Consider the following 25,471-nt stretch of genomic DNA (forward strand, 5'->3'; position numbering starts at 1 on the left):
TGTGAAAGCACTCTCGATTTCAGTAGTGGTTACCTCGTTCTTTGTGTTTATAACGTTGGGTTTCGGTGTGTGTACTGCACTAGCAAGTCAGGGGGGTGGGCGCGTAACACTTGAAGGGCAAATTGTTGATTCTGCGTGTGCACTTGATGCGAGTAGCGCTTATCAACTCGTTGAATTCGACCCTTTGCCCATGGGGCAACTTATTCGTCAGGGTCAATCTTTGCCAAAGATATTCACATTGCGTTTAATTAAATGCTCATTGGCCAGGCCTGACTCTTTTCGTCCAGGCAGTTACTTGCCTGACTGGCAGCATGTAAGGGTGACGTTTGATGGCCTGGCGGATGCCAGCGGGCGCTTGTTTGCCATTGGCGGAGCGGCCCGGGGGTTGGCCCTGCGTATTGCCGATACCCAAGGGCAGGAAAGCATCCCGGGAGTACCCATGCCCCTGGCGCCTCTGACCGGAGCGGACCAGGAGCTGCATTACACCCTTCAACTGGTTGGCAATGGTCGTCCTGTAGCGGTTGGTTCTCACCGAACTGCGGTGCGTTTCCGCCTGGAGTATTTCTGAATGTACGGGCTGTTTACCGGGCGGGATCTCTCAGCCGCCCAAATGATACTGCGCACCGGCGTGTTGAGCGGATTGATGTCGCTGGGCGCTGAGGTATGGGCCGGGGATGAGATTCAGTTCAATACCGATATTCTGGACCTCAGCGATCGTACCAATATCGACTTGTCCCAATTTTCTCGCAGCGGTTTTATCTTGCCTGGCGTTTATCCGCTGCAGGTGCAGGTCAACTCGCAATGGCTGCCTGAGCAGCGCATAGCTTTTTACCCTCCTGACGATGACCCCAAAGGTAGCCAGGCCTGCCTGTCGACCGAGCTGGTTGAGCAACTGGGGCTCAAGCCTGAAATGCAAGCTCGGCTCGGCTGGTGGAAGAGCGGCGAGTGCCTGCATATCAATAGCCTGGCGGGCATGGAAGTCAGTGGCGATCTGGCGACCTCTAGCCTGCATATTTCCGTGCCGCAAGCCTATCTGGAATACAACGCCCGGAACTGGGATCCGCCTTCCCGGTGGGACAACGGCGTGCCGGGCGTTCTGATGGATTACAACCTCACGGCCAAGTCCAGCGGGCGGAAGGGCTCAGCCCGTCAAACCGACTTGAGCGGCAATGGCACGTTCGGCGCAAACGCGGGCCCCTGGCGCTTGCGTGCAGACTGGCAGGGCCGTATCGAAGACGAAAGCTACAGTCGTGCGCGACGGCTGGAGTGGAGCCGCTTTTATGCCTATCGAGCGCTGCCTGCCATGCAGGCGCGTCTGACTCTGGGAGAAAACTACCTGTATTCGAACGTGTTCGACAGCTTCCGTTATACCGGCGTTGCACTCAACTCGGATGACAACCAGTTGCCGCCCAATTTGCGTGGCTATGCACCGGAAGTTGTCGGCGTTGCCAAAACCAATGCCAGGGTCATTATCAGCCAGCAAGGCCGTGTGCTTTATGAAGCGCTGGTTGCGGCGGGCCCTTTTCGTATTCGGGATCTGAATGATGCCGTAACCGGGACCCTGGAGGTGCGCGTCGAAGAGCAGGACGGCAGCGTCACCACCTTCCAGGTTGAGTCGGCCAACATTCCCTACCTGACGCGTCCCGGCACTGTGCGTTACAAACTGGCCAGCGGTCGACCGTCTTCTCTTCACAACGGAGGGCAGGGCGACGTCTTCGGTGCAGGCGAATTCTCCTGGGGCGTAAGCAATGGCTGGTCCCTGTATGGCGGTGGTCTCAGTGACAATAATTACACGGCGCTTTCTGTAGGGGTGGGGCGCGACCTGCTGGCCTTGGGAGCGATCTCATTCGATGTGACCCGGGCCAGCGCCAAGCTGCAGGGCACGTCCTTGTCGGGCGATTCCTTTCAGTTGAGCTATTCGAAAAACTTCGACCAGTACGACAGTCAGGTCACCTTTGCGGGTTACCGTTTTTCCCAAAAAAACTACATGAGCATGAGCGAGTACCTGAATGCGCGCCAATACGGTGGTCCGGTGGGGGGCAGCAAGTCGCTTTACACTGCGACAGTCAACAAGCAGTTTCGGGATATGGGGCTTACCGCTTATCTGAGCTACAGCAACCAGTCCTATTGGGATCGTCCGAGCGGTGAGCGATGGAACTTGTCCCTGGCGCGCTATTTCAGTGTGGGCTCGATAAGAAACATGAGCCTTTCCCTGAGCGCTTTCCGTAATCAGGAGAAAAACCAGCACAGTGGCATCTCCAGCAACCACACCGGTATGTACCTGTCAGTCAGCCTGCCGATGGGTCGCTCCGGGACGCTCACCAGCAGCGTCAACAGTAGCTCTCAGGGCCAAAATAACTATTCCACGAACTACAGTGACCGGCTCGATCAGCGCAACAGCTATCAACTGTCGGCAAGCAACACCTCGGTTAGCGGGTACCTGAACCATGCCGGTGATCAGGCGGATGTCTCCGTCAGCGCTGCCCTGCAAGAGAACAGCTACAACAGCCTCACCCTGTCTGCTCGTGGTGGCGGCACACTGACGCCATACGGTGGCGCAGGGCATCGAACTGCGGGTACGGGCGGTACCCGGTTGATGATCGATACCGGTGGAGTACCTGGCGTGCCGATCCGGGGCTATGGCAGCCCGACGCGCAGCAATGCCTTCGGCAAGGCTGTTGTCTCGGATGTCGGCAGCTTTACGCGCACTGCGGCCAGTGTCGATCTGGAAAGCTTGCCGGCCGATGTGGAGGCGACAGAGTCCATGACCCAGTTGACCCTGACAGAGGGCGCCATCGGTTATCGCACGCTGGAAGTGATTGCCGGGCTCAAGGCCATGGCTGTGTTGAGCCTGCCTGATGGCAGCGTCCCGCCGTTCGGCGCCATGGTGAAAAACGAAAAACAGCAGGGCACCGGCATCGTCAATGATGCTGGCAGCGTCTACCTCAGTGGTATTCAGCCCGGTGGGCGGATGATAGTCAGTTGGGGTGGTGCCGAGCGTTGCACCTTTGTATTGCCTGAAGATTTACCGGTCGACGGGTTGGCTTCCACCCTCAGTCTGTCCTGCCAGGGGGTCGCAGCGGACAAGACCATGCCCGCGTCAGCCTCTCTGGGCAGGATTGTTGATAACGAGAAAAAGTCATGAAAATTAAAACGTTCAGTTGCGCGTACTCGTCGCTTGTCCTCCTGATGCTGTCGCAGACCGGCAACGTCAATGCCGCCATTGGTCTTGATCGAACCCGGGTCGTGTTTGATGGCAGCAAGGATGCCGCCAGCATGACCATCACCAACAACAACACCCAGTTGCCTTATCTGGCCCAGGGCTGGATCGAGGATGAGCAAGGCAACAAGATCACCTCGCCGCTGATCGTGTTGCCACCGGTCCAGCGCCTGGAGCCCGGTAAAAAAAGCCAGGTGAAAGTTCAGGCGTTGCCTGCGGTCAAGTCGCTGCCCCAAGACCGGGAGACCGTCTATTACTTCAATTTGCGCGAAATTCCGCCCCGTAGCGACAAGGCCAACAGCCTGCAGATCGCCCTGCAGACCCGCATCAAGCTTTTTTATCGTCCGGCTTCGATAGTGCCGAGCCAGCAGGAACGCTCTGACCCCTGGCAGAAACAACTGATCCTGACCCGTGAGGCCGATGACTTTCAAGTCAATAATCCTACCCCGTACTACATCACGCTGATCGATGCCCGCAGCAGCAAAGAGGGCAAAACCTCTCCCGGTTTTGAGCCGCTGATGGTGCCGCCAAAAGGCACGCTCAAGCTGGGCGTGAGTGCGGCGGCACTGGGTAGCAAACCCTGGCTGACCTATGTAAATGATTACGGAGGCCGCCCGGCACTGGCGTTCAGTTGCACTGGCAACACCTGCAAGGTGGACGCGAATGTGTCTGCGGCCGATGACTAGTGCGCGCCTCAGAAGAGGCGTCATGAAACCTTGTACGGTGACGGCCCTGAGTGCCTTGTTGCTGACGCTGCATGCCGCTCAGGGCCAGGCCGAGATTCAAGGGATGAATGGAGTTCTGGATATTTCGGGCTCACTGATCAATTCCCCTTGCGTCCTGGACATGGCCTCGGCAGACCAGGCCGTGGACCTTGGAAATGTGCCCCGCAGCCAATTGATGCGCCCGGGCGATATGGCATCGCCCGTGGTTTTGCAGTTGCGCTTTGTCGATTGCATGCGCGCATCCGGCAGCCTCCTGAATGAGCGCACGGGCAATCTGGTGTGGAGTGCCTATCAGCCGGTGGTGTCCGTCGCTTTTCTGGCGCCTTCCGATAAGGATGATCCGCGTTTGGTCAAAGTTCAGGGTGTCACCGGCATGGGCCTGCGCCTGACCGATGCCCTTGGCCGGGATGTGCGTTTGGGCGCTCGTGGAGAGCCTTTGTTTCTGGCGCATGGCAGCGACACCCTGACGTGGCAGGTGCAACCCACGCGCACTGCCACAGCACTGAGCAATGGCGCGTTTCGGGCCCGGGTTGATTTCAGGCTTATTTATGAGTGAGGGCGCAACGATGATCAGGTCGGTAACTTCGCGTTTTGCAATCACTTGCTATTGTCTGTGTCTGTCTCTTGGCCAGAGTGTTACGGCGCGTACCTCGGAGGTGGCCGTGAATGTGAGTGGGGTAATCCTTGCGCCTGCGCCTTGCATTGTTAATGGCAACAACACGCTCACTGTCCCTTTCGGCAGCAATCTGGTAGCTGCACAGATCGATGGGGTCAATTATCGCAAGCAGGTGCCTTATACAGTGACGTGCGGGCCGCAGCCAACCAATGACATGACAATAGAGTTGCAGGGGGGTGGAGCCAGTTTTGATCGCGCGTTGTTGATGACCAGTAAAAGTAATCTCGGGATCAAGTTCCTGGTGGGGGGTGCAACCTGGTCCCTTAACAGTCCCGTTAATTTTACATACCCAACTTTGCCTCAAATGGAAGCGGTGCTGGTGGCAAAACCGGGTAGCACTCTTGCGGGAGGAGCTTTTTCGGCTTCCGCAACGATAGTCATATCACTGCGCTGAGAAGTAAAGGCAGATGAGGCGCCGACAATAAACTGACGTGTTTGCACTGCGTATCATTGATCACCTTTGGTGTGGAAAATACTATAGTTGTTGACTTGGACTCTTAACCTGATCTGGATGGATTTGTGGCGGTGTTTATATTTGCGCTGGATGCCCCCAAGACGCGTGTCGAGGTAAAACTACATACAGGATCAAAAGTCGTGAATATTATGAGGTGTTTTGCTGGCGTATTTTTTTGGCTGTTTGCACAAGTTGCTTTTGCTGTTCATTGCCAAACGGATGACCGGGTCTGGAGGGATATGAGAGCAGAAACTCTTATTATCTACACTGACGTAAAACTGGATGCGGAAAATAGCAGGGTTACTATGAAAAGTGCTGTGCCGACCGTGTGCAGGCATAATTTCCCGGTGACGTTTCCTCTTAGTTATCGGGAGTGGATAGCTTCAACCTCTGATACGTTTAATCAGGCTCCAAAATTTTCTGCTTTCTCCTCCGGGATGATTGTTGGCGGGAACGAATACCCTTGGCCTTTGGGGCCTGGCAGGTACCTTGCCGAAGGCTCTAGAGGTGGACCTAACTATTTTTTCTGGCTTGGTATGTATCTCAAACTTTCTTCAAGTCCAGGCTTGAACATTAAAATTGACGCGGGTGATGTGATCGGTAACTTTCATTTTTTCAAGCTGTATAATTTCACCCATGCTTCGTATGCGCCATTTTCGATGTACGTTCAAATCAGGGCACGCAACAGTTTGGACACAACACCACCTGTTCCAGCGGAGTGTGCTATCAATGATAACAGGCCCGTTAATGTTGATTTTGGTTCTGTGGATCCCGCGGCCATCGGAATAAGTGCGAGCACTTCACTTGCCCGGAAAACGGTCGGCGTAAAATTTGTGTGTGACAGGGCTCTTCAAAGCGCCAGGCTTAAACTGGTGGCAACGCCTTCTATATTCAGTGCTGAAGGTTTTGTATCGGGCAAGCCTGATATAGCCATCGCCATGATTCGTAAAAGTGATGATGCAATTATTTTACCGTCTTCCGGGCTCAGTTATTATGTCTATTTGATCAACGGTGAAACAACGGAGGAATATACTTTTTCTCTTTTTCGTAAACGTGGCACTTTTCCACCTGCCGGCCCTTTTGCTGGGAGCGGTACTCTTGTGGTGGAGTTTCCTTGACTCGCCAAGTAAGAGCCATCCCATCGGCTGCAAAATAAAAGCTGCAACAGCACAAGGGGGAAGGATTCTCCCTTATTGGCAATGAACGGCGTTTTTTCCTGGTTTCAGCCCTGCTGCGCTCATCGGCACTACAAGGATTCGCACACCCTGCAAGCCTTCCATATGGCCATTTGCCAAAGTTGGAAGGTTTCTTGCAGTGGCAGGCTCCACGGCGCATATGGCGTCAAAAGTTTGCTAAAGGTTTGCCGCAATGTCATTGGATCGCTCTCAGTTAATCAACACCGCTCGCAGCGGTCTGGCCGGCCTGGGTCAGGGACAGTTGGGTGTGCCGCTGTTGTTGCTGGTGATGCTGGCAATGATGATGTTGCCGATCCCCGCCTTTTTGCTGGATGTGTTTTTTACCTTCAATATCGCGCTGTCCATCGTGGTGTTGCTGGTGTGCGTCTACGCCTTGCGGCCGCTGGATTTTGCCGTGTTCCCCACCATCCTGCTGGTGGCCACGCTGATGCGCCTGGCGCTCAACGTGGCCTCCACCCGGGTGGTGATGCTCCACGGTCAGGAGGGCCACGCCGCCGCGGGCAAGGTGATCCAGGCCTTCGGCGAGGTGGTGATCGGCGGCAACTACGTGGTGGGCATCGTGGTGTTTGCGATCCTGATGATCATCAACTTCGTGGTCGTGACCAAGGGCGCCGGGCGCATCTCGGAAGTGAGTGCGCGCTTCACCCTCGACGCCATGCCCGGCAAGCAGATGGCCATTGACGCCGACCTCAATGCCGGCCTTATCGACCAGAATCAGGCCAAGATGCGCCGTCAGGAAGTCGCCCAGGAAGCCGAGTTCTATGGCTCGATGGACGGTGCCAGCAAATTCGTGCGCGGTGATGCCATCGCCGGTCTGTTGATCCTGTTTATCAACCTGATCGGCGGCATGGCAGTTGGGATTTTCCAGCACGGCATGAGCTTCAGCGAAGCCGGCAAGGTGTACGCCTTGCTCACCATTGGTGACGGTTTGGTGGCGCAATTGCCGTCCCTGTTGCTGTCCACGGCTGCCGCGATCATGGTGACCCGTGCTTCGGGCTCCGAAGACATGGGCAAGCAGATCAACCGGCAGATGTTTACCTCACCCAAGGCGCTGGCTGTCTCGGCAGGCATCATGGCCATCATGGGCATCGTGCCCGGCATGCCGCATTTCTCCTTCCTGAGCCTGGCTGCAGTCGCCGGAGGTGCGGCGTACCTGATGTGGAAAAAACAGAACGTGGTCAAGGTCCAGGCCCTGGCAGAGGTCAAGCGCCAGCAGGAGCTGCTGCCTTCGCCAGCCCGCGCCCAGGAAACCAAGGAGCTGGGCTGGGATGACGTTACCCCCATCGACATGATCGGGCTTGAGGTCGGTTATCGCCTGATCCCGTTGGTGGATCGCAACCAGGGTGGCCAGTTACTGGCGCGGATCAAGGGGGTGCGCAAGAAGCTGTCCCAGGACCTGGGCTTTCTGATGCCCACCGTGCATATCCGTGACAATCTCGATCTGGCCCCCAGCGCCTATCGCCTGACCCTGATGGGAGTGATTCTGGCGGAGGCCGAAATCTATCCGGACCGCGAGATGGCGATCAATCCGGGGCAGGTATTTGGCACGCTTAACGGGATTACCACCAAAGACCCGGCCTTTGGTCTGGAAGCGGTGTGGATCGAGGTCAGCCAGCGCAGCCAGGCGCAGTCACTGGGCTATACCGTAGTGGACGCCAGTACCGTAGTGGCAACGCACCTTAACCAGATCCTGTACAAACACTCCCATGAGTTGATTGGCCATGAAGAAGTTCAGCAGTTGATGCAGCTGCTGGCCAAGTCCTCGCCCAAACTGGCCGAAGAACTGGTGCCGGGGGTGTTGAGCCTGTCGCAATTGCTCAAGGTGCTGCAGGCCTTGTTGGCCGAACAGGTGCCAGTGCGGGATATCCGCAGTATTGCCGAAGCCGTCGCCAACAATGCTCATAAGAGTCAAGATACTGCCGCTTTGGTTGCCGCCGTACGCGTGGGCTTGTCTCGTGCCATCGTGCAAAGCATTGTAGGCGTTGACTCCGAGCTGCCTGTTATCACCCTGGAGCCCAGGTTGGAACAAATATTGCTCAATAGTTTGCAGAAGGCCGGACAAGGCCAGGAAGAGGGCGTTTTGCTGGAGCCCAGCATGGCAGAGAAGCTCCAGCGCTCGTTGATCGACGCTGCTCAGCGTCAGGAGATGCAAGGCAATCCGGTCATCTTGTTGGTGGCAGGCCCGGTACGCGCGATGCTGTCGCGCTTTGGCCGTCTGGCGGTGCCCAACCTGCATGTACTGGCTTACCAGGAAATCCCTGACAACAAGCAGGTCACGATCGTTGCGACAGTAGGCCCTAACGGCTGAGGGTTTGGTTTATGCAAGTGAAGCGATTTTTCGCCGCCGATATGCGTCAGGCCATGAAGCTGATTCGTGATGAGTTGGGGGCTGACGCCGCCATTATTGGCAACCGCCGGATTGCCGGGGGCGTTGAGTTGACCGCGGCCCTGGACTACAAGCTGTCCGCGCTGGCACCCCGGGTGCCGAACATTGAGCTGGAAGAAGAGTTGCGCAAGACCCAGTCGCGGATTGTTTCGGCCCAGGCCGAGTTGAGCTTGCGCGGTGAAGGCGAGGCCGGCGATAACCGCCAGTTGTTTGCCGGTTTGCCGCTCACGGCTGCCGAGCCATTGATTGAGCCGACCCTTGAAGAACCGCCGCGCCCTGCGCCGGCGCCCGCGGCACCGACGATCGATCAGCGTGCATTCGACAATATGCGCCATGAACTCAACGGTTTGCGCGAGTTGCTGGAAGTGCAACTGGGCTCGCTGGCGTGGAGCCAGTTGCAGGACGCCAAGCCCGCGCAGGCCAACTTGTGGCGCCGTTTGCAGCGCATCGGTTTGTCCGGGCCGTTGTCCCGTGATCTGCTGGCGCAGGTGGCCGGAATCGAAGAGCCACGCCAGGCGTGGCGGATGTTGCTGGCGCACCTGGCGCGGATGATTGCCACGCCGGAGCTGGAGCCGCTGGAAGAGGGTGGTGTAATCGCCATGGTGGGGCCCGCCGGGATGGGTAAAACCACCACCCTGGCCAAGCTGGCGGCCCGTTATGTGCTCAAGTACGGCGCGCAGAATATCGCCCTGGTGAGCATGGACAGTTTCCGTATTGGCGCCCAGGAACAACTCAAGACCCTGGGGCGCATCTTGAATGTGCCGGTAACCCATGTTGCCCCCGGCCAGTCGCTGGGCCAGACCCTTGAACCGCTGGTGCGCAAGCGCGTGGTGCTGGTCGATACCGCGGGCCTGCAAGCCAGCGACCCGGCGTTGCGCCTGCAGCTCGAAAGCCTGGCGGGGCGCGGGATCAAGGCCAGGAATTATCTGGTGTTGGCCACTACCAGCCAGAAGCAGGTGCTGACGGCCGCTTACCTCAGTTACAAGCGTTGCGGGCTGGCCGGTTGCATCCTCACCAAACTGGATGAAACCGCGAGCCTGGGCGAAGTGTTGAGCCTGGCGATCAGTCACGAGCTGCCAGTGGCTTACCTCACCGACGGCCCGCGGATCCCGGACGATCTCCATCTGCCGCGGCGTCACCAACTGGTGAGCCGCGCAGTGAGTGTGCAAATGCAGGAAGAACCCAGCGAAGAGGCCATGGCCGATATGTTCGCTGATATCTACCACAGCCCACCCAAGCGGGTCGGCTGAGGTAGTCAAGATTACGTTGAAATGTACCTACATCGGCTGGTCTGAAGGTTTTGTTCCGCAGGGGAACGAGCAGCCAACGCATGTAGCCGCGTCTAAGTAAGACAAGGTAAAGAAAGATCATGGGCAGCATGCATCCCGTACAGGTGATCGCAGTGACCGGCGGCAAGGGTGGCGTCGGTAAAACTAACGTGTCAGTCAACTTGTCCATCGCATTGGCCGAGCTGGGCAGGCGCGTTCTGTTGATGGACGCGGACCTTGGGCTGGCGAACGTCGATGTTTTGCTGGGCTTGACCCCAAAATTCACCCTGGCCGATGTGGTCGAGGGGCGTTGCGAGCTGCGCGACGTATTGCTCCAGGGGCCCGGCGGGATCCGCATCGTGCCGGCGGCCTCGGGTACCCAGAGCATGGTGCACCTGAGCCCGGCGCAGCATGCCGGTCTGATCCAGGCCTTCAGCGACCTGGGCGACAACCTCGATGTGCTGGTGATCGACACCGCCGCCGGGATTGGCGAGTCGGTGGTCAGCTTTGTCCGCGCAGCCCAGGAAGTGCTGCTGGTGGTGTGCGACGAGCCGACCTCGATCACCGACGCCTATGCGTTGATCAAGTTGCTCAACCGCGATTACGGCATGAACCGCTTCCGCGTGCTGGCCAATATGGCGCAAAGCCCGCAGGAAGGGCGCAATCTGTTCGCCAAGCTGACCAAGGTTACCGACCGTTTCCTCGATGTGGCCCTGCAATATGTGGGCGCCGTGCCTTACGACGAATGCGTGCGCAAGGCTGTGCAAAAACAGCGCGCCGTCTACGAAGCGTTTCCGCGCTCCAAGTGCTCGCTGGCGTTCAAGGCCATCGCGCAAAAAGTTGACACCTGGCCGTTGCCAGCCAACCCGAGGGGGCATCTTGAGTTCTTTGTCGAACGCCTGGTGCAGCAGGCAGGGGGGCGCTTTTAATGACGGCCAGCGGTTATCGCATGTACAGCAAGTCATCCCGTGACAGCCAGTACGAGCTGATCGAGCGCTACGCGCCCCTGGTCAAGCGCATTGCCTACCACCTGCTGGCGCGTTTGCCGGCCAGCGTGCAGGTGGATGACCTGATCCAGGCCGGGATGATCGGCCTGCTCGAAGTTTCGGGCAAATACGACGCCAGCAAGGGCGCGAGTTTCGAGACCTATGCCGGCATCCGTATCCGTGGCGCGATGCTCGATGAAGTGCGCAAGGGCGACTGGGCACCGCGTTCGGTACACCGCAATACCCGCATGGTCAGTGACGCCATTCGGGTAATTGAAGCAAAAACCGGTTGTGACGCTAAAGATCATGAAGTTGCGGCCGAACTCCAGTTAAGCCTTGATGATTATTACGCCATCTTGAATGACACCCTGGGCAGCCGCCTGTTCAGTTTCGACGATCTGTTGCAGGACGGCGAACACGAAGGGTTGCATGAAGATGGCGCGAGTGCCCACACGGAGCCGTCGCGCGACCTTGAAGATGAACGCTTTCAGGCCGCGCTGGCCGATGCGATCGCCCATTTGCCCGAGCGTGAACGGTTGGTGCTGGCGCTGTACTACGACGAAGAACTGAACCTCAAGGAAATCGGCGAAGTGCTGGGGGTCAGCGAGTCCCGGGTCAGCCAGCTGCACAGCCAGTGCGCGGCACGCTTGCGGGCTCGCCTGGGGCAGTGGCGCGCGCACTAGGGCCCTTGATACCTGTGGGAGCGGGCTTGCCCGCGATGGGATCGACACGGTGAATCAGACAGGCCGCGTCGACCCCATCGCGGGCAAGCCCGCTCCCACAGTCGATTAGGCGTGTTTGAAAACGAATTGATTGAATGGCGTGCCCTGCACATGGGTGCGTTAAAGACTGCTTGGAGGTCGAATTGGACAAGAACATGAAAATCCTCATCGTTGATGACTTTTCAACGATGCGGCGGATCATTAAAAACCTGTTGCGTGACCTGGGGTTCACCAACACGGTCGAGGCGGACGACGGCACCACCGCGTTACCGATCCTCAACCTGGGGCACATCGACTTTCTGGTGACGGACTGGAACATGCCGGGCATGACCGGCATCGAGTTGCTGCGCCATGTGCGTGCCGACGAAAAACTCAAGCACTTGCCGGTGCTGATGGTGACCGCCGAGGCCAAGCGCGAGCAGATTATCGAAGCGGCCCAGGCCGGTGTTAATGGATATGTAGTCAAGCCGTTCACCGCTATCGCACTCAAAGACAAAATCGAAAAGATCTTTGAACGCATCGGTTGAGCGGTTGCCTTGGGGGCACTATGGAGCATAAAGATTGCACACAGGCCGATTTTGAATCGACTCTGAAAAAACATGCCCACGAATTGGTCGAAAGCCTTGAACGAGGCCAGTTTGGCGATGCCGTGCAGTTGATTCACGAGCTCAACCAGACCCGTGACCGCGGGCTGTATCGTGAAGTCGGCAAGCTGACCCGCGAACTGCACAGCGCCATTGTCAATTTCCATATTGATCCAGGCATGCCGCAAGCCGAAGAGGTGTCGCAGATCACGGATGCCACCGAACGTTTGGCTTATGTTGTGAAACTCACGGAAGCGGCGGCCAACCGGACCATGGACCTGGTGGAAAACAGCACGCCACTGGTCAATGGCCTGGGTCAGGAAGCCAAGGAGCTGAGCGCGGATTGGGGGCGTTTTATGCGCCGCGAAATCGGTGCCGAAGAGTTTCGCGAGCTGGCGCGTCGGATTGACAGTTTTTTGACGCTCAGCGAAACGCAAAACACCATCGTGTCCGCCAATCTGACTGATATTTTGCTGGCTCAGGATTTCCAGGACCTGACCGGTCAGGTGATCAAGCGGGTGACGCAACTGGTCACGGACGTGGAGAGCAATTTGCTCAAGCTGGTGTTGATGGCCAGCCAGGTCGATCGCTTTGCCGGGATCGAGCACGACCGCGATGCATTGCGCGCTGAAAATAATTTGCAAAAAAACCAGGCCAAGGGTGAAGGTCCGCAGATTCATGCCGATACACGTAATGACGTCGTATCCGGTCAGGATGATGTTGACGATTTGTTGTCCAGTCTGGGTTTTTAGGACTTGAAGAGGCGTGCGGGCGCTGTTGCCCGGCGTCGAAGAGCCTATTTCAAGGAGCACCTACATGAGCTTCGGCGCCGATGAAGAAATCCTTCAGGATTTCCTGGTTGAAGCCGGCGAAATTCTGGAGTTGTTGTCCGAACAACTGGTCGAGCTGGAAAGCCGACCGGATGATGCGGATCTGCTCAATGCCATTTTTCGCGGTTTTCACACTGTAAAAGGGGGCGCCGGCTTCCTGCAGCTCCATGAGTTGGTGGAGTGCTGTCACATCGCCGAAAACGTCTTCGACATCCTGCGCAAGGGTGAGCGCAGCGTTGACGCGGAGCTGATGGATGTGGTGCTTGAGGCCCTGGATGCGGTCAATGGCATGTTCAGCGAAGTGCGCGAGCGCAGCCCGATCACTGCCGCGACTCCCGAGTTGCTGGCGGCCCTGGCGCGCCTGGCCGAGCCTGCTGCTGTGCAAACAGCGGTTGTTGCAGTGCCTGAACCGGTGGTTGAAGCCCCGGTGACCGATATCACCGACAGCGAGTTCGAGCAGTTGCTCGATTCCCTCGATGCGGTCAAGGCGGCCGCGGCCGAGCCTGAAGCGGTGGCCACAACACAAAGCACGACCAGCGACGAAATAAGCGACGCCGAGTTTGAATTGCTGCTCGACCAATTGCACGGCAAGGGCCAGTTTTCGATGGAAGCGGCGGTGGCCACTGTGGCCGACGAAGCGCCCGCCGTGGCCGCCGAAGTCAGCAATGAAATCACCGACGATGAATTCGAAGCCCTGCTTGATCAATTGCATGGCAAGGGTTCGTTCAATACCGATGGGCTGGACACCGCGACCGCGGCACCTGCCGAGCCTGCGGTCACTGCCGTGGTGCCTGCGGGCGACCCAGACCTGATCAGCGATCACGAATTTGAAGCCCTGCTCGACCAGATGCACGGCAAAGGCAAATTCAGCGCCGACTCGGCAGCCGTGGTGGCTGCAGTTGCCCCGGCCAAGCCGGTAGCGGCGGCACGACCGGGCCCGGCCCGTGGCGCGGCTGCGCCTGCAGAAAAACCGGTGGCCAGCGAGGCTGAAACCACCGTGCGCGTCGATACCGCGCGGCTCGATGACATCATGAATATGGTCGGCGAACTGGTGCTGGTGCGTAACCGTCTGGTGCGCCTGGGCCTGAACAGTCATGACGAGGAGATGGCCAAGGCACTGTCCAACCTCGACGTGGTCACCGCCGACCTGCAAACCGCGGTGATGAAAACGCGGATGCAGCCGATCAAGAAAGTTTTCGGCCGCTTCCCGCGCCTGGTACGGGACCTGGCACGGCAGCTGAAAAAAGAAATCAGCCTGGAGCTGGTGGGCGAAGAGACCGACCTGGACAAAAACCTCGTCGAGGCCCTGGCCGACCCGCTGGTCCACCTGGTGCGCAACGCCGTCGACCACGGCTGCGAAACCCCGGAAGAACGCGCCGCTGCCGGCAAGCCGAGCTGTGGTCGGGTGATCCTGTCCGCCGAGCAGGAGGGCGACCATATCCTGCTGTCGATCTCTGACGATGGCAAAGGCATGGACGCCAATTTCCTGCGTTCCCTGGCGGTGAAAAAAGGCTTGATGGACAAGGATGCGGCCGATCGCCTGAGCGAAAACGACTGCTACAACCTGATCTTTGCCCCGGGCTTTTCGACCAAGACCGAAATCAGCGATGTGTCCGGGCGTGGCGTGGGCATGGACGTGGTGAAAACCAAGATTGCCCAGCTCAATGGTTCGCTGAGTATCGAGTCGGCCCTGGGCCGTGGTTCAAAAATCGTCATCAAGGTGCCCCTGACCCTGGCCATTATGCCGACCCTGATGGTGATGCTGGGTAATCAGGCGTTTGCTTTCCCGCTGGTCAACGTCAACGAAATCTTCCACCTCGACCTGTCGCGCACCAATGTGGTCGACGGTCAGGAAGTGGTGATCGTGCGCGACAAGGCACTGCCGCTGTTCTACCTCAAGCGCTGGCTGGTGGCATCTGCTGCACACGAAGAGCAGCGCGAAGGGCATGTGGTGATTCTCTCGATCGGCACCCAGCGCATCGGTTTTGTGGTCGATCAACTGGTCGGCCAGGAAGAAGTGGTGATCAAGCCTTTGGGCAAGATGCTCCAGGGCACGCCAGGCATGTCGGGTGCCACCATCACCGGTGATGGTCGTATTGCCTTGATTCTGGATGTTCCGAGCATGCTCAAGCATTACGCATCACGGCGTATTTGATTCTGGTGCCTCGGGGCTCCTGCCCCGTACCGCCTAACGGAGTGTTTATGGTAGTCAAGGTCCTGGTGGTGGATGATTCCGGTTTTTTCCGCCGTCGTGTCTCGGAAATTCTGTCGGCTGACCCGACGATTCAAGTGATCGGCACCGCCACCAACGGCAAGGAAGCGATTGATCAGGCGCTGGCGCTCAAGCCGGACGTGATCACCATGGATTACGAGATGCCGATGATGGATGGCATCACTGCCGTGCGCCATATCATGCAGCGCTGTCCGACCCCGGTGTTGATGTTCTCCTCACTGACCCACGAGGGTGCCCGCGTGACCCTCGATGCGCTGGACGCCGGGGCGGTGGATTTTCTGCCGAAAAACTTTGAAGACATCTCGCGTAACCCCGAGAAGGTCAAACAGATGCTGTGTGAAAAAGTACACAGCATCTCGCGCAGCAACAGGCGCATGTCCAGCTACAGCGCACCTGTACCGGCGGCGGCCCCGACCCCGACCCCTGCGCCCCGGCCCGGGCTGGGCGGTTTCGTGGCCCCGGCCGCGGTGGCCGCGCCTGTGCGCACCACACCGATTGCCAGCCGTGGTGGCCCTGTGCCAACCCCGGCGGCTGCCGCACCCAAGCGCAAGGCTTACAAACTGGTGGCTATCGGCACCTCAACCGGTGGGCCGGTGGCCTTGCAACGGGTACTGACGCAGTTGCCGGGCAATTTCCCGGCGCCGATCGTGCTTGTGCAGCATATGCCGGCCGCGTTCACCAAAGCGTTTGCCGAGCGGCTGGACAAGCTTTGCCGCATCAGTGTCAAGGAAGCCGAGGACGGCGATATCCTGCGCCCCGGTCTGGCCTTGCTGGCACCTGGCGGCAAGCAAATGATGATCGACGGCCGTGGAGCCGTACGCATCCTGCCGGGCGATGAGCGCCTCAACTACAAACCGTGCGTGGATATCACCTTCGGCTCGGCGGCCAAATCCTTTGGTGACAAAGTTTTGGCGGTGGTATTGACCGGCATGGGCGCGGACGGCCGCGAAGGCGCGCGCATGCTCAAACAGGGCGGCAGCCAGGTATGGGCCCAGGACGAAGCCAGTTGCGTGATTTACGGCATGCCCATGGCCATCATCAAAGCCGGCCTGGCCGATGCGGTGTACAGCCTCGATGACATTGGCCGGCATCTGGCCGAGGCTTGCCACTGATGGATGTGCTCAGCCTGATTGGCATCATCATGGCGTTTGTCGCGATTATCGGCGGCAACTACCTGGAGGGTGGCCATCTGGGCGCTCTGGCCAATGGGCCGGCGGCGTTGATCGTGCTGGGCGGCACTGTGGGCGCGGCATTGCTGCAGTCGCCCATGAGTGCGTTCAAGCGCGCAATGCAGACCGTGGTGTGGATTCTGTTTCCGCCACGTATCGACATGACGGGCGGTATCGACCGTGTCGTCAACTGGAGCCTTACGGCCCGCAAGGAAGGCTTGCTCGGCCTGGAGGGCATGGCCGATACCGAGCCCGACAGCTATTCGCGCAAGGGCCTGCAATTGCTGGTCGACGGAGTAGAGCCGGAAACCATTCGCAGCGTGCTGGAAGTCGACTACATGACCCAGGAAAGCCGCGATATCGAGGCCGCCAAGGTGTTTGAGAGCATGGGCGGTTACGCCCCGACCATCGGCATTATTGGCGCGGTCATGGGCTTGATCCACGTTATGGGCAACCTGGCCGATCCAGGGCAACTGGGCAGTGGCATTGCGGTGGCGTTTGTCGCGACCATTTACGGGGTGGCCAGCGCCAACCTGGTGTTGCTGCCCATTGCCAGCAAGCTCAAGGCCATTGCCATGCGCCAGTCGCTGTACCGTGAGATGTTGCTCGAAGGCATCCTGTCGATTGCCGAGGGCGAGAACCCGCGCTCCATTGAACTCAAACTTCAAGGCTTTACAGGTTAACTATGAGCCGGCGCCGTCGCCACGCGGATGAACACGTCAATCACGAACGCTGGCTTGTGTCCTACGCGGACTTCATCACCTTGCTGTTTGCCTTTTTCGTCGTCATGTACTCGATTTCTTCAATCAATGAGGGCAAGTACCGAGTGATTTCCCAGGCGCTGGTCGGTGTGTTCAATGACACCGAGCGCAGCATCAAGCCGGTGCCCATCGGAGAAGAGCGCCCGCTGACCACCCAGCCTGCCGAACCCTTGATAAAAGACAGCGAAAATACTGACGCCGGTTTGGGGCAGCGCCCCGATGACCCGCTCAAGACCATTGCCAATGACATCACCCATGCCTTTGGTGATTTGATCGCGTCCAAACAATTGACGGTGCGCGGCAATGAGCTGTGGGTCGAGATCGAACTCAACTCCAGCCTGCTGTTCGGCAGCGGTGATGCGATGCCCAGCAATGCAGCTTTCGAGATCATCGACAAAGTGGCCGCAGTACTCAAACCCTTTGAAAACCCGATACATGTCGAAGGGTTTACTGACGACCTGCCGATCCGGACCGCGCAGTACCCGACCAACTGGGAATTGTCATCGGCGCGCTCGGCAAGCATCGTGCGCATGCTCGCCATGCAGGGGGTCAGCCCCGGGCGCATGGCCTCGGTGGGCTACGGCGAGTTTCAGCCGGTGGCCAACAACGCTACGCCAGAGGGGCGCGCGCTCAATCGCCGGGTAGTGCTGGTGGTGTCGCGCAACCTTGAGGTACGCCGCAGCCTGACTGGCACGGGCAGCGCCCATGCAACACCGGATGCCGCCTTGAAGCGGGCTGGCACACAAACTGCACCGCCACAGACACAGCCACTGGTTCGCGGGAATGCCGTCAATTCCCCGTCGCCAACCCTATAAATCTCGGCCGGCACGCATGCAGCCGGGAGGAACAACTGAATGAGAGTCTGGGCAGTAGCCAATCAAAAAGGTGGGGTCGGCAAGACCACCACATCCATCGCCCTGGCCGGTTTGCTGGCAGAGGCGGGCAAGCGCGTGGTGGTGGTCGATCTTGACCCGCACGGCTCCATGACCAGCTACTTCGGTTATGACCCCGATGGTCTGGAACACAGTGTCTACGACCTGTTTCTGCATCAGGGCCAGGTGCCTGAGGGCCTGGCCGCGCAATTGCTGTTGCCCACCAGCCACGAGAAAATTTCCTTGCTGCCGGCCACCACGGCCCTGGCGACCCTCGAGCGTCAGGCTCCGGGGCAAAGCGGCCTGGGCCTTGTGATTGCCCGCAGCCTGGCGCAACTGTGGCAGGACTATGACTACGCGATCATCGACAGCCCGCCGATTCTGGGTGTGTTGATGGTCAACGCGCTGGCGGCCAGTCAGCAGTTGATCATCCCGGTGCAAACCGAACATCTGGCGCTCAAGGGCCTGGAACGCATGGTGCATACCCTGCGCATGATCAACCGCTCGCGCCCCCAGGAGCTGCCGTTCTGTATCGTGCCGACGTTGTTCGACCGTCGTACCCAGGCGTCGATGAGTACCTTGCGAGTATTGCGCGATGTGTACCCCGAGACCCTGTGGCAGGGTTTTATCCCGGTCGATACTCGTTTGCGCGATGCCAGCCGTGCCGGGCAGACGCCTTCGCAGTTCGATGAGAAAACCCGTGGAGTGATCGCCTACCGTGCGTTGCTCAAGCACGTCCTCACCCGCCAGCTTGCACCGCAGGTGGCGTGAAGTGGGCGGGCATTCAAGTATCGGTCGGGTCTGGCCGATAACGTCTACAGGTCTCTGTCGCGAGGCTGATGAGTGGGGCACTTTATGACGCAGCCAGTAGCACTTTCCAACCGCTCTCAAGTGGCCTTGCAGTCGTACCTCGACGACTTGCTGTTTGATGCAACCCAGGCGCTGGAAGCGGCTGACCCCGCACCCGCACCCGCACCCGCACCCGCGCAGCCGGAGGCGGAACCTGCCGCCGCGCAACCCATTGAAGCGCCGCTGGCGATGCCGGTGGAGCTGTCTGAGGTCGGTGTGCCTGCCGAGGCGCTGGCCCATCCGCTGGTTGAAGTGCATCGGCCCAGTGCCCCCGGGGCGCATTTGCCGGTTCCCGATGATGGTCGCCCGGCCTGGGCTGCCGAACCTTTCGAGTGCCTGCTGTTCGACGTGGCGGGGTTGACCCTGGCGGTGCCATTGGTGTGCCTGGGCTCGATCTACTCACTGGCCGGGCGTGAACTCACTCCGCTGTTTGGCCAGCCAGACTGGTTTCTGGGGATCCTGCCCAGCCAGAGCGGCAAGCTCAACGTGCTCGATACCGCGCGCTGGGTGATGCCTGAACGCTATCGCGATGATTTGCGCGAAGGCCTGCAATACGTGATTTCCGTACAGGGTTACGAATGGGGGCTGGCGGTGCATCAGGTCAGCCGCTCGTTGCGCCTGCACCCCAATGAAATCAAATGGCGTTCACAACGCGGGCAACGGCCGTGGCTGGCGGGCACGGTGATTGAACACATGTGCGCATTGCTGGATGTGGAGCAGCTGGCGGCATTGATCGCCAAGGGCAAGTCATAACAATAATCGTGGTCGATTCACCTGCGAGGGTGGATCGCCAGTTATCAGAATCGAGCAGTATTTCAGTCAGGGGTTTGGGGTATGAAACAGTCAGCGGCACAGGGTTCTGAAGATCCGATCCTGCAATGGGTTACCTTCAAGCTGGACAACGAAACCTATGGCATCAATGTGATGCAAGTACAGGAAGTGCTGCGTTACACCGAAATCGCCCCGGTACCGGGTGCGCCTTCCTACGTGTTGGGTATTATCAACCTGCGCGGCAACGTAGTAACGGTCATAGACACGCGTCAGCGTTTTGGTCTGTACAACGCCGAAATCACCGATAACTCGCGCATCGTCATCATCGAAGCCGACAAGCAAGTGGTTGGGATTCTGGTCGATAGCGTGGCAGAGGTGGTGTATCTGCGTCAGTCCGAAATCGAAACGGCGCCTAACGTGGGCAATGACGAATCGGCCAAGTTTATCCAGGGTGTGTGCAACAAGAACGGCGAACTGCTGATTCTGGTTGAACTGGACAAAATGATGACCGAGGAAGAATGGTCGGATCTGGAGAACATCTGATTGATCCTTGAGGCGGCGGTAATCGTCCTGGGCCTGTTATGGGCCGTGACCCTGTGGCTGTTTGTCAGCCACGTGCGCCGTCAGCGGGTGCTTGTGGCGCAACAGGCTGCGGCCGATGAACAGCGAGACCGGCGCCTTCGGGAACTGGCGCGGCGCCTGGATACCTACCAGAACGGCAATGTGCAGATGGGCGAAGCCCTGCACGAATTGCGCGCCGTGGTTGCGCCGCTGCCCGAGAAGCTGACTCAGCTTGAGCAGCGTGACCCTACCAGCCTGTCGTTCAACCAGGCGGCGCGGCTGGTGAGCATGGGTGCCAGTGTCGATGAGCTGACCCAGGCATGCGGCCTGACCCAGGCTGAAGCCGAACTGATGAGCAAAATGTACAAGGGTTGAGTTGGGTGACTGACCGTAGCCGCTGAGGAGCGCAGCGAGCCTGCGCTCCTCAGCGGCTACAGATGACTGCCTGCAGTCTCCAGCAGCGCCCGCTGCAATACGTCTACCATCCGCAACCTTGGCCCTTGGGCAAGGCTGAGCAGCACAATTTCTCGGTCATAGCGCTTATCCCCGACCGGCTCAAGCACACAACTGCCGGTCCAGCGCTCAATTCCCGACCAGCATGGCACCAGACTCACCCCAAGGCCCTGTGCCGTGAGCAGGGCGATGGTTTCCAGTGCATCCAGATCGAGCAGGGCAGCGGGTGACAGGCTGTGATCCTGCAAATACTGCAGGGCATGGCGGCCGCCCCAGGCATCGGGGTCATACTGAATGTACGGGCAGTGTTGCAGGCGGGCGTCGATGCCTTGCGTGGAGGGTTCATTGGAAATAAACAGCAAAGGCTCCTTGCGCAGCACTACCACCTCGAAGGTTTTGCTCAGTGCAAAGGGCGGTGCGACCACTATCGCGGCATCCAGCTCATTGGCCTCCAGCGCCTGATACAGCGCGCGCGATGTGCCGGGCACTATGACCGGTTTCAGTTGCGGGGTTGAGCGGGTCAAGGCGCGCAAGGCCTGTGGCAGAAGCCCCGTGAGCACGGTTGAAATGGCGCCGATGCGCAAGGGGCCGGTCAGGCCCTGGCTATCGGCATCACCTGCCAGCAGCGCCACTTCATTGACGATGGCACGTGCCCGGGGCAGTAAATCCAGGCAGGCCAGGCTGGGTTTGGCCTCATGCCCGATGCGCACCAGAAGCTCCAGCCCGAGCTGGCGCTCAAGGGCCAGAATGCGCTGGCTGACGGCGGCGGCAGTGAGGTTTTCCAGGCGTGCTGCCCTGGCAATCGAGCCGCAATCCACCACGGCGATCAGGCTTTTGAGGTAGCGCGTATCCATAAGAATTTCTTTCTTTCACGGATAAAATAACAGGTTAGTTCTATTGAAGACGGCAATGCATCATTGGCGCAAGGGCCATCTGGCCTGTTCCGGTTTCAGGAGGTCACTGTGCAATCGCTTTTTCATTTCGCCTATCACGTTCACGACCTGGTCTCGGCGCGGCGCTTTTATTGCGACGTGCTGGGCTGTGCTGAGGGGCGCAGCACGGAGAGCTGGGTAGATATCGACTTTTTCGGCCATCAGTTGTCGTTGCATCTGGGCGAGCCGTTTTCCGTTAGCAATACCGGGAAAGTCGGCGAGCACCGGGTGCCCATGCCACATTTTGGCGTGGTACTGGCCATGCCCGACTGGCACGCTCTCAAAGAACGCCTGCTGAGCCGTGACGTGCAGTTTGTACTGGAGCCGACCCTGCGCTTTGCCGGGACAGCGGGGGAGCAGGCGACGATGTTTTTCCTCGACCCCTCGGGCAATCCCATTGAGATCAAGGGTTTTGCCGATTGGGCAGCGGTATATGCCGTGTAACACAGCCATAATCCGAGGTTAAACATCACATGAGCTTTCTTGACACTGCAGATGCCTGCGCGATCGCCGAACACGTACGCAAGGCGCTGCTTGGCCCCGGGCAGGTGGCTGAGCATTTTCTGGCGCAAACCAATGCCCGCGAACCTGCAATCCAGGCGTTTGCCGCGCTCGATGCGCAGTGCGTACGTAAACAGGCGCAGTGCCTGGGCAGCCCGCAGATCAATGGTTTATTGGCCGGTGTGCCGGTGGGGGTCAAGGACATCATTGATACCGGCGACCATCCGACAGCATTTTACTCGCCGATCTACGCCCACAACCGGCCCTCGCGGGATGCCCATGTGGTTGCGCTGCTGCGTCAGGCCGGGGCGGTGATCATGGGTAAAACCCATACCACTGAATTTGCCTATATGCACACGGGGCCGACGCGTAATCCCCATGACCTGCAGAGGACGCCGGGCAGCTCCAGTGCCGGCTCTGCTGCGGGCATGGCCGCGGGCTTTTTCCCCCTTGCCCTGGGCACGCAAACGGCGGGCTCGCTGCTTAAGCCTGCATCCTATTGCGGGTTGTATGCCTTCAAGCCGTCCCATGGGCTGGTTTCCCTGGAAGGGGTCAAGCCCCTGGCGCCGAGCTTCGACACCCTGGGCTGGTATGGCCGTTCGGTTCGCGACCTGGCGCTGCTCGCCCGGGTACTGGTGCCCGGCTTGCCGCAAACGAACGGGGAGAATGGCGCCCGTTCATTCGGGTTTTGTCGTACGTCGCGTTGGGATCAGATCGATCCTCCGGTGGCTAAGGCCTTGCTGGCAGCTATGGAACAATTGAAAACCGCAGGCCACAGCGTCACCGAGGTGATACTGGAGGACGAGTTTGCCAGTGTTTTCGATGATCATCAGTTGATCAATGACTGCGAGGGTGCCCGTTCACTGAGCAAGGAGTGGCAATCGAACCCCGAGCAACTGAGCCCGCAAGTGCTGGCCATGATTGATAGGGCGCGGGCCACCAGTTGGCAGCAGGAAACGGCAGCGAAGGCTCGGCTGGCGGCGTTGGCGCCGGTGTTGAAGGAGCATTTCGAAGCCTTTGACGCGATGCTGGGTGCCACCTGCGGCATGGTTGCGCCACTGGGGTTGCAGAGCACCGGGCCATCAGACTTCTGCAAGTTCTGGATGGCATTCGGCCTGCCCCAGCTCAATATTCCGATGCCCCGGGCGTCGGGGGAGCTGCCAGTGGGGTTGCAACTGATTGGCGGATTTCGTCAGGACAGCAGGCTGCTCGAAGCGGCGCAGCAGGTGGATAGCGCCCTGCGCTCAACGCCCGGTCTGTAGCAGCTGCTACGAAGGCGATAGAGTGTTTAACGGGGAGTGATGTCGCGTTCCTCCGGCTCGGTTTGGGGGGCAAAACCCTCTGGGAATTTACCTTTAAGCTGCCAGGCAAAGGCAATGATCTCTGCCAGTGTGCGGTACAGCTCTTGCGGGATGCTGTCACCCAACTCCATGCGCGCCAGTAATTTGACCAGCTCGGCATTTTCATAGATCGGCACTTCGTGTTCACGGGCCAGCGCCAGGATGGCTTCGGCCAGTTCGTCATCGCCCTTGGCGGTGAGTGTAGGGGCCTGTTTGCCGTCGTATTTGAGGGCAATCGCCTGGCGCGGTTCGGCAGGTGTATTCATGCGGTTTCATCGACCCAGCGTTGTTCCAGACGGGTATGGCCACTTTGCGGCGGGATGCCTTGATGGCAATCCAGATCGGTCACGCTCAACCCGGCATCACTCAGACGCTGACGCAAGTTGCCCAGCTGACTTTCGATCAGGCGGGCGGTGTATGCCTGTTCTGCCCAGAGCTGGCCCGACAGGTTGCCTCGCAACAGCTGCGCCTGCACATGCAGCGGGCCCAGGGGGGCGAGGTCGAAGGCCAGCTCCACGCGCCATAGTTGATCCTTGATCTCCCGGGATTCGGTTTTATCTTGCGCTTGTTTTTCCGGCGGGTCTTCACGCTGGAACTTGACCTGCAAAGGTACGATGTCGTGAGCATTGCGCATGGGAATTTCCAGTTGCCAGGTGGTCAGTACACCACCCTCGGCCGTGCGCCCACTCTGTTCCAGGCTGGACAGCTGATGGCTTTGCAGTCGCGAGACAGCTGCTGCTGCCAGTTTCAGCAAGTTCTCCAGGCTGTCTTCACCTTCACCGTTCTGCAGCATGCGCTGGGGCAAGGGGAAGCCGCCGGGCTGTGGTTTGGCGCTGACCTGGCCGAGCATGCCCAGGGCATTACGCACAAAAGTCGGCAAGGCCTGGGCCTGGGTGCTGGCAGCCATGCCGGGGTTGAAGCTGGTGCTTGACGGCAGACCGGGCAGGATCTGCGCAATAAGGCGCAGCAAGGTAGCTTTCATGTCAGGGGCCTGTGCCGGGGTTTGCCCGGTCAGCAGTCGGGCCTCCAGAAATGCCCCGCTGTTGAGCAGGGCATCACCCAGGCCTTTGGCGTTGCTCAGTTGGTAGGGCGTAGGCAAACCGGCTAATAGTTTGTCGATGGATGCACGCAGCTCAGCAGGCATGTCGGCAGTGGCCGGCAGTTTTTGCAGGGCGTTGAAAAGGCCCTCCAACGAGCCTTGCCGGCTCTGTTGTGTTGCCAGTTGTTGCGCCACAGCCAGTTGTTCCTGGCGCCCGCTCAGCGGCACAAACTCGAGGCTCTGCGGGCCGTCCACACGGGCGCTAAGCAAGCTGCCGATACGCAAGGGCAGCGGGCTGTCCAGGGTCAGGGTCGTGCCGCTCAGTGCGCTGTTGAGCAAGGTCACCAGTGACCGATAAACCGTCGGTTGCCCTGCGGGCTGCGCCAGGGCCTGAGTGGTCAGTACCTTGCCTTGCAGCAGCGTGCCCACTGGCAACTGTCGGGTATCGAGGCGGGTGAGAGTGGCGACGCTGCTGCTCAGGGCCTGTTGCAGGCTGATCGCAAGGTTTCCCGCAGAAGGCTGGGTCACGGCCAGTTGGGTGCCCAGCGGCAAGGGAAAATTGCTGCTGGCCTGCACGTTGGTTTCGCGGCCACTGGCCAGGGTCAACTTGAGCAAAAGCTGGAAGCTCAGATCGTTTTGCTTGAGTGACAGCACCTCGGCCTGGGCACTTTGGCCGGGCTTTATCAGGCCCTCTGCGGGCTGCAGCAACTTGAGCACTTCACCGCCCACAAGCCCCTGACGCACACTGCTGGGGGCGGATTGTGGGATGGGTGGAATATTCATGTCGCCTTTCATCGTAACAACCTGTCGAAATTGCCCTCTTTAGCGTAGGACATGGCATGTATAATGCTGCCCCGTCGTTCAGAGCGCCTAAAAAACATAACAATTGTTTGATCCAGCTCTCTGAATCAGGCCGCAAATGCATTTATCCTGCATCACTTTA

At 59.1% G+C, this 25,471-nt stretch carries 25 protein-coding genes; 22 read left to right on the forward strand and 3 right to left on the reverse strand.

Annotated elements, in window-relative coordinates; genetic code table 11:
* The first annotated feature begins 295 nt into the window (after window positions 1-295).
* The 20 genes from EQV96_RS20195 (at window position 296) to EQV96_RS20290 (ending at window position 20,638) form a co-directional block, all read left to right on the forward strand.
* Complete coding sequence (locus EQV96_RS20195; RefSeq protein ID WP_232527673.1) at window positions 296-568, forward strand: hypothetical protein; 273 nt, start codon at window positions 296-298, stop codon at window positions 566-568.
* 42 nt (window positions 569-610) lie between these two features.
* Entirely contained in the window at window positions 611-3,145 is a 2,535-nt protein-coding gene (locus EQV96_RS20200; protein ID WP_240882297.1) for an outer membrane usher protein, read from the forward strand.
* On the forward strand, window positions 3,142-3,906 hold the full coding sequence (locus EQV96_RS20205; RefSeq protein WP_095039309.1) for a fimbria/pilus periplasmic chaperone: 765 nt from the start codon (window positions 3,142-3,144) through the stop codon (window positions 3,904-3,906). The genes EQV96_RS20200 and EQV96_RS20205 overlap by 4 nt, the downstream gene beginning before the upstream one ends.
* Window positions 3,907-3,928: 22 nt before the next feature.
* A complete protein-coding gene (locus tag EQV96_RS20210) occupies window positions 3,929-4,501 on the forward strand; it encodes a fimbrial protein (protein WP_095002598.1) in 573 nt (190 codons plus the stop codon).
* 106 nt (window positions 4,502-4,607) lie between these two features.
* The gene (locus EQV96_RS20215) at window positions 4,608-5,015 is read left to right on the forward strand and encodes a fimbrial protein (protein ID WP_238705503.1); all 408 of its coding nucleotides are present in this window, start codon (window positions 4,608-4,610) and stop codon (window positions 5,013-5,015) included.
* Between the two features lie 125 nt (window positions 5,016-5,140).
* Complete coding sequence (locus EQV96_RS20220) at window positions 5,141-6,193, forward strand: fimbrial protein (protein ID WP_095018902.1); 1,053 nt, start codon at window positions 5,141-5,143, stop codon at window positions 6,191-6,193.
* A gap of 256 nt (window positions 6,194-6,449) precedes the next feature.
* The gene (flhA, locus tag EQV96_RS20225) at window positions 6,450-8,579 is read left to right on the forward strand and encodes a flagellar biosynthesis protein FlhA (protein ID WP_095002707.1); all 2,130 of its coding nucleotides are present in this window, start codon (window positions 6,450-6,452) and stop codon (window positions 8,577-8,579) included.
* Between the two features lie 11 nt (window positions 8,580-8,590).
* A complete protein-coding gene (gene flhF, locus EQV96_RS20230) occupies window positions 8,591-9,907 on the forward strand; it encodes a flagellar biosynthesis protein FlhF (RefSeq protein WP_095002596.1) in 1,317 nt (438 codons plus the stop codon).
* Window positions 9,908-10,026: 119 nt separating this feature from the next.
* On the forward strand, window positions 10,027-10,854 hold the full coding sequence (gene fleN / locus EQV96_RS20235) for a flagellar synthesis regulator FleN (protein ID WP_016781547.1): 828 nt from the start codon (window positions 10,027-10,029) through the stop codon (window positions 10,852-10,854).
* The gene (fliA, locus tag EQV96_RS20240) at window positions 10,854-11,594 is read left to right on the forward strand and encodes an RNA polymerase sigma factor FliA (protein ID WP_016781546.1); all 741 of its coding nucleotides are present in this window, start codon (window positions 10,854-10,856) and stop codon (window positions 11,592-11,594) included. The genes fleN and fliA overlap by 1 nt, the downstream gene beginning before the upstream one ends.
* 194 nt (window positions 11,595-11,788) lie before the next feature.
* A complete protein-coding gene (locus EQV96_RS20245; RefSeq protein WP_162939305.1) occupies window positions 11,789-12,160 on the forward strand; it encodes a chemotaxis response regulator CheY in 372 nt (123 codons plus the stop codon).
* A gap of 20 nt (window positions 12,161-12,180) precedes the next feature.
* Complete coding sequence (locus EQV96_RS20250) at window positions 12,181-12,969, forward strand: protein phosphatase CheZ (RefSeq protein WP_095018900.1); 789 nt, start codon at window positions 12,181-12,183, stop codon at window positions 12,967-12,969.
* 64 nt (window positions 12,970-13,033) lie between these two features.
* Window positions 13,034-15,202, forward strand: a complete 2,169-nt coding sequence (locus tag EQV96_RS20255; RefSeq protein WP_240882298.1) for a chemotaxis protein CheA — start codon at window positions 13,034-13,036, stop codon at window positions 15,200-15,202.
* A 47-nt stretch (window positions 15,203-15,249) separates the two neighbouring features.
* Window positions 15,250-16,392 carry a chemotaxis response regulator protein-glutamate methylesterase gene (locus EQV96_RS20260; protein ID WP_138738211.1) on the forward strand — a complete coding sequence of 381 codons (1,143 nt, stop codon included), beginning with the start codon at window positions 15,250-15,252 and terminating at the stop codon, window positions 16,390-16,392.
* Window positions 16,392-17,132: a flagellar motor protein gene (locus tag EQV96_RS20265; protein ID WP_095002088.1), complete on the forward strand. Its 741-nt coding sequence runs from the start codon at window positions 16,392-16,394 to the stop codon at window positions 17,130-17,132. Before EQV96_RS20260 ends, EQV96_RS20265 begins: the two co-directional genes overlap by 1 nt.
* A 2-nt stretch (window positions 17,133-17,134) precedes the next feature.
* Entirely contained in the window at window positions 17,135-18,025 is an 891-nt protein-coding gene (motD, locus tag EQV96_RS20270) for a flagellar motor protein MotD (RefSeq protein ID WP_095002087.1), read from the forward strand.
* Between the two features lie 39 nt (window positions 18,026-18,064).
* Entirely contained in the window at window positions 18,065-18,853 is a 789-nt protein-coding gene (locus tag EQV96_RS20275) for a ParA family protein (RefSeq protein WP_095002086.1), read from the forward strand.
* An 84-nt stretch (window positions 18,854-18,937) separates the two neighbouring features.
* The gene (locus EQV96_RS20280) at window positions 18,938-19,684 is read left to right on the forward strand and encodes a CheW domain-containing protein (RefSeq protein ID WP_240882299.1); all 747 of its coding nucleotides are present in this window, start codon (window positions 18,938-18,940) and stop codon (window positions 19,682-19,684) included.
* Window positions 19,685-19,765: 81 nt separating this feature from the next.
* The gene (locus tag EQV96_RS20285; protein WP_016781537.1) at window positions 19,766-20,245 is read left to right on the forward strand and encodes a chemotaxis protein CheW; all 480 of its coding nucleotides are present in this window, start codon (window positions 19,766-19,768) and stop codon (window positions 20,243-20,245) included.
* A complete protein-coding gene (locus tag EQV96_RS20290; protein ID WP_095002084.1) occupies window positions 20,246-20,638 on the forward strand; it encodes a DUF2802 domain-containing protein in 393 nt (130 codons plus the stop codon).
* 56 nt (window positions 20,639-20,694) lie between these two features.
* Here EQV96_RS20290 and EQV96_RS20295 read toward each other — a convergent pair whose 3' ends face one another.
* Window positions 20,695-21,570 (reverse strand): LysR substrate-binding domain-containing protein, encoded by an 876-nt coding sequence (locus EQV96_RS20295; RefSeq protein ID WP_095018897.1) that lies wholly within the window; start codon window positions 21,568-21,570, stop codon window positions 20,695-20,697.
* Window positions 21,571-21,678: 108 nt separating this feature from the next.
* On the opposite strand from EQV96_RS20295, the gene EQV96_RS20300 reads away from it, so the two are divergent.
* Both EQV96_RS20300 and EQV96_RS20305 read left to right on the forward strand, forming a co-directional pair.
* Window positions 21,679-22,092 (forward strand): VOC family protein, encoded by a 414-nt coding sequence (locus EQV96_RS20300; RefSeq protein WP_095002082.1) that lies wholly within the window; start codon window positions 21,679-21,681, stop codon window positions 22,090-22,092.
* A gap of 29 nt (window positions 22,093-22,121) precedes the next feature.
* Entirely contained in the window at window positions 22,122-23,411 is a 1,290-nt protein-coding gene (locus EQV96_RS20305; protein WP_095021426.1) for an amidase, read from the forward strand.
* A gap of 26 nt (window positions 23,412-23,437) precedes the next feature.
* On the opposite strand, the gene EQV96_RS20310 is transcribed toward EQV96_RS20305, so the two are convergent.
* Together EQV96_RS20310 and EQV96_RS20315 are read right to left on the reverse strand one after the other, a co-directional pair.
* Window positions 23,438-23,755, reverse strand: a complete 318-nt coding sequence (locus EQV96_RS20310; protein WP_095002080.1) for an EscU/YscU/HrcU family type III secretion system export apparatus switch protein — start codon at window positions 23,753-23,755, stop codon at window positions 23,438-23,440.
* Window positions 23,752-25,323 carry a flagellar hook-length control protein FliK gene (locus EQV96_RS20315; protein WP_240882300.1) on the reverse strand — a complete coding sequence of 524 codons (1,572 nt, stop codon included), beginning with the start codon at window positions 25,321-25,323 and terminating at the stop codon, window positions 23,752-23,754. The genes EQV96_RS20310 and EQV96_RS20315 overlap by 4 nt, the downstream gene beginning before the upstream one ends.
* Window positions 25,324-25,471 lie beyond the last annotated feature (148 nt).

This window comes from Pseudomonas sp. TMW22080 (genome assembly GCF_022496745.1).
GTDB classification, from domain to species: Bacteria; Pseudomonadota; Gammaproteobacteria; order Pseudomonadales; family Pseudomonadaceae; genus Aquipseudomonas; species Aquipseudomonas bubulae.

Bases quoted from the DNA above. Each gene is read 5' to 3' on its own strand.
- EQV96_RS20200 (WP_240882297.1), top strand. From the start codon at position 611: ATGATACTGCGCACCGGCGTGTTGAGCGGATTGATGTCGCTGGGCGCT.
- EQV96_RS20205 (WP_095039309.1), top strand. From the start codon at position 3,142: ATGAAAATTAAAACGTTCAGTTGCGCGTACTCGTCGCTTGTCCTCCTG.
- EQV96_RS20210 (WP_095002598.1), top strand. From the start codon at position 3,929: ATGAAACCTTGTACGGTGACGGCCCTGAGTGCCTTGTTGCTGACGCTG.
- flhF (WP_095002596.1), top strand. From the start codon at position 8,591: ATGCAAGTGAAGCGATTTTTCGCCGCCGATATGCGTCAGGCCATGAAG.
- fleN (WP_016781547.1), top strand. From the start codon at position 10,027: ATGGGCAGCATGCATCCCGTACAGGTGATCGCAGTGACCGGCGGCAAG.
- fliA (WP_016781546.1), top strand. From the start codon at position 10,854: ATGACGGCCAGCGGTTATCGCATGTACAGCAAGTCATCCCGTGACAGC.
- EQV96_RS20245 (WP_162939305.1), top strand. From the start codon at position 11,789: ATGAAAATCCTCATCGTTGATGACTTTTCAACGATGCGGCGGATCATT.
- EQV96_RS20250 (WP_095018900.1), top strand. From the start codon at position 12,181: ATGGAGCATAAAGATTGCACACAGGCCGATTTTGAATCGACTCTGAAA.
- EQV96_RS20255 (WP_240882298.1), top strand. From the start codon at position 13,034: ATGAGCTTCGGCGCCGATGAAGAAATCCTTCAGGATTTCCTGGTTGAA.
- EQV96_RS20260 (WP_138738211.1), top strand. From the start codon at position 15,250: ATGGTAGTCAAGGTCCTGGTGGTGGATGATTCCGGTTTTTTCCGCCGT.
- EQV96_RS20265 (WP_095002088.1), top strand. From the start codon at position 16,392: ATGGATGTGCTCAGCCTGATTGGCATCATCATGGCGTTTGTCGCGATT.
- motD (WP_095002087.1), top strand. From the start codon at position 17,135: ATGAGCCGGCGCCGTCGCCACGCGGATGAACACGTCAATCACGAACGC.
- EQV96_RS20275 (WP_095002086.1), top strand. From the start codon at position 18,065: ATGAGAGTCTGGGCAGTAGCCAATCAAAAAGGTGGGGTCGGCAAGACC.
- EQV96_RS20280 (WP_240882299.1), top strand. From the start codon at position 18,938: ATGACGCAGCCAGTAGCACTTTCCAACCGCTCTCAAGTGGCCTTGCAG.
- EQV96_RS20285 (WP_016781537.1), top strand. From the start codon at position 19,766: ATGAAACAGTCAGCGGCACAGGGTTCTGAAGATCCGATCCTGCAATGG.
- EQV96_RS20295 (WP_095018897.1), bottom strand. From the start codon at position 21,570: ATGGATACGCGCTACCTCAAAAGCCTGATCGCCGTGGTGGATTGCGGC.
- EQV96_RS20305 (WP_095021426.1), top strand. From the start codon at position 22,122: ATGAGCTTTCTTGACACTGCAGATGCCTGCGCGATCGCCGAACACGTA.
- EQV96_RS20310 (WP_095002080.1), bottom strand. From the start codon at position 23,755: ATGAATACACCTGCCGAACCGCGCCAGGCGATTGCCCTCAAATACGAC.
- EQV96_RS20315 (WP_240882300.1), bottom strand. From the start codon at position 25,323: ATGAAAGGCGACATGAATATTCCACCCATCCCACAATCCGCCCCCAGC.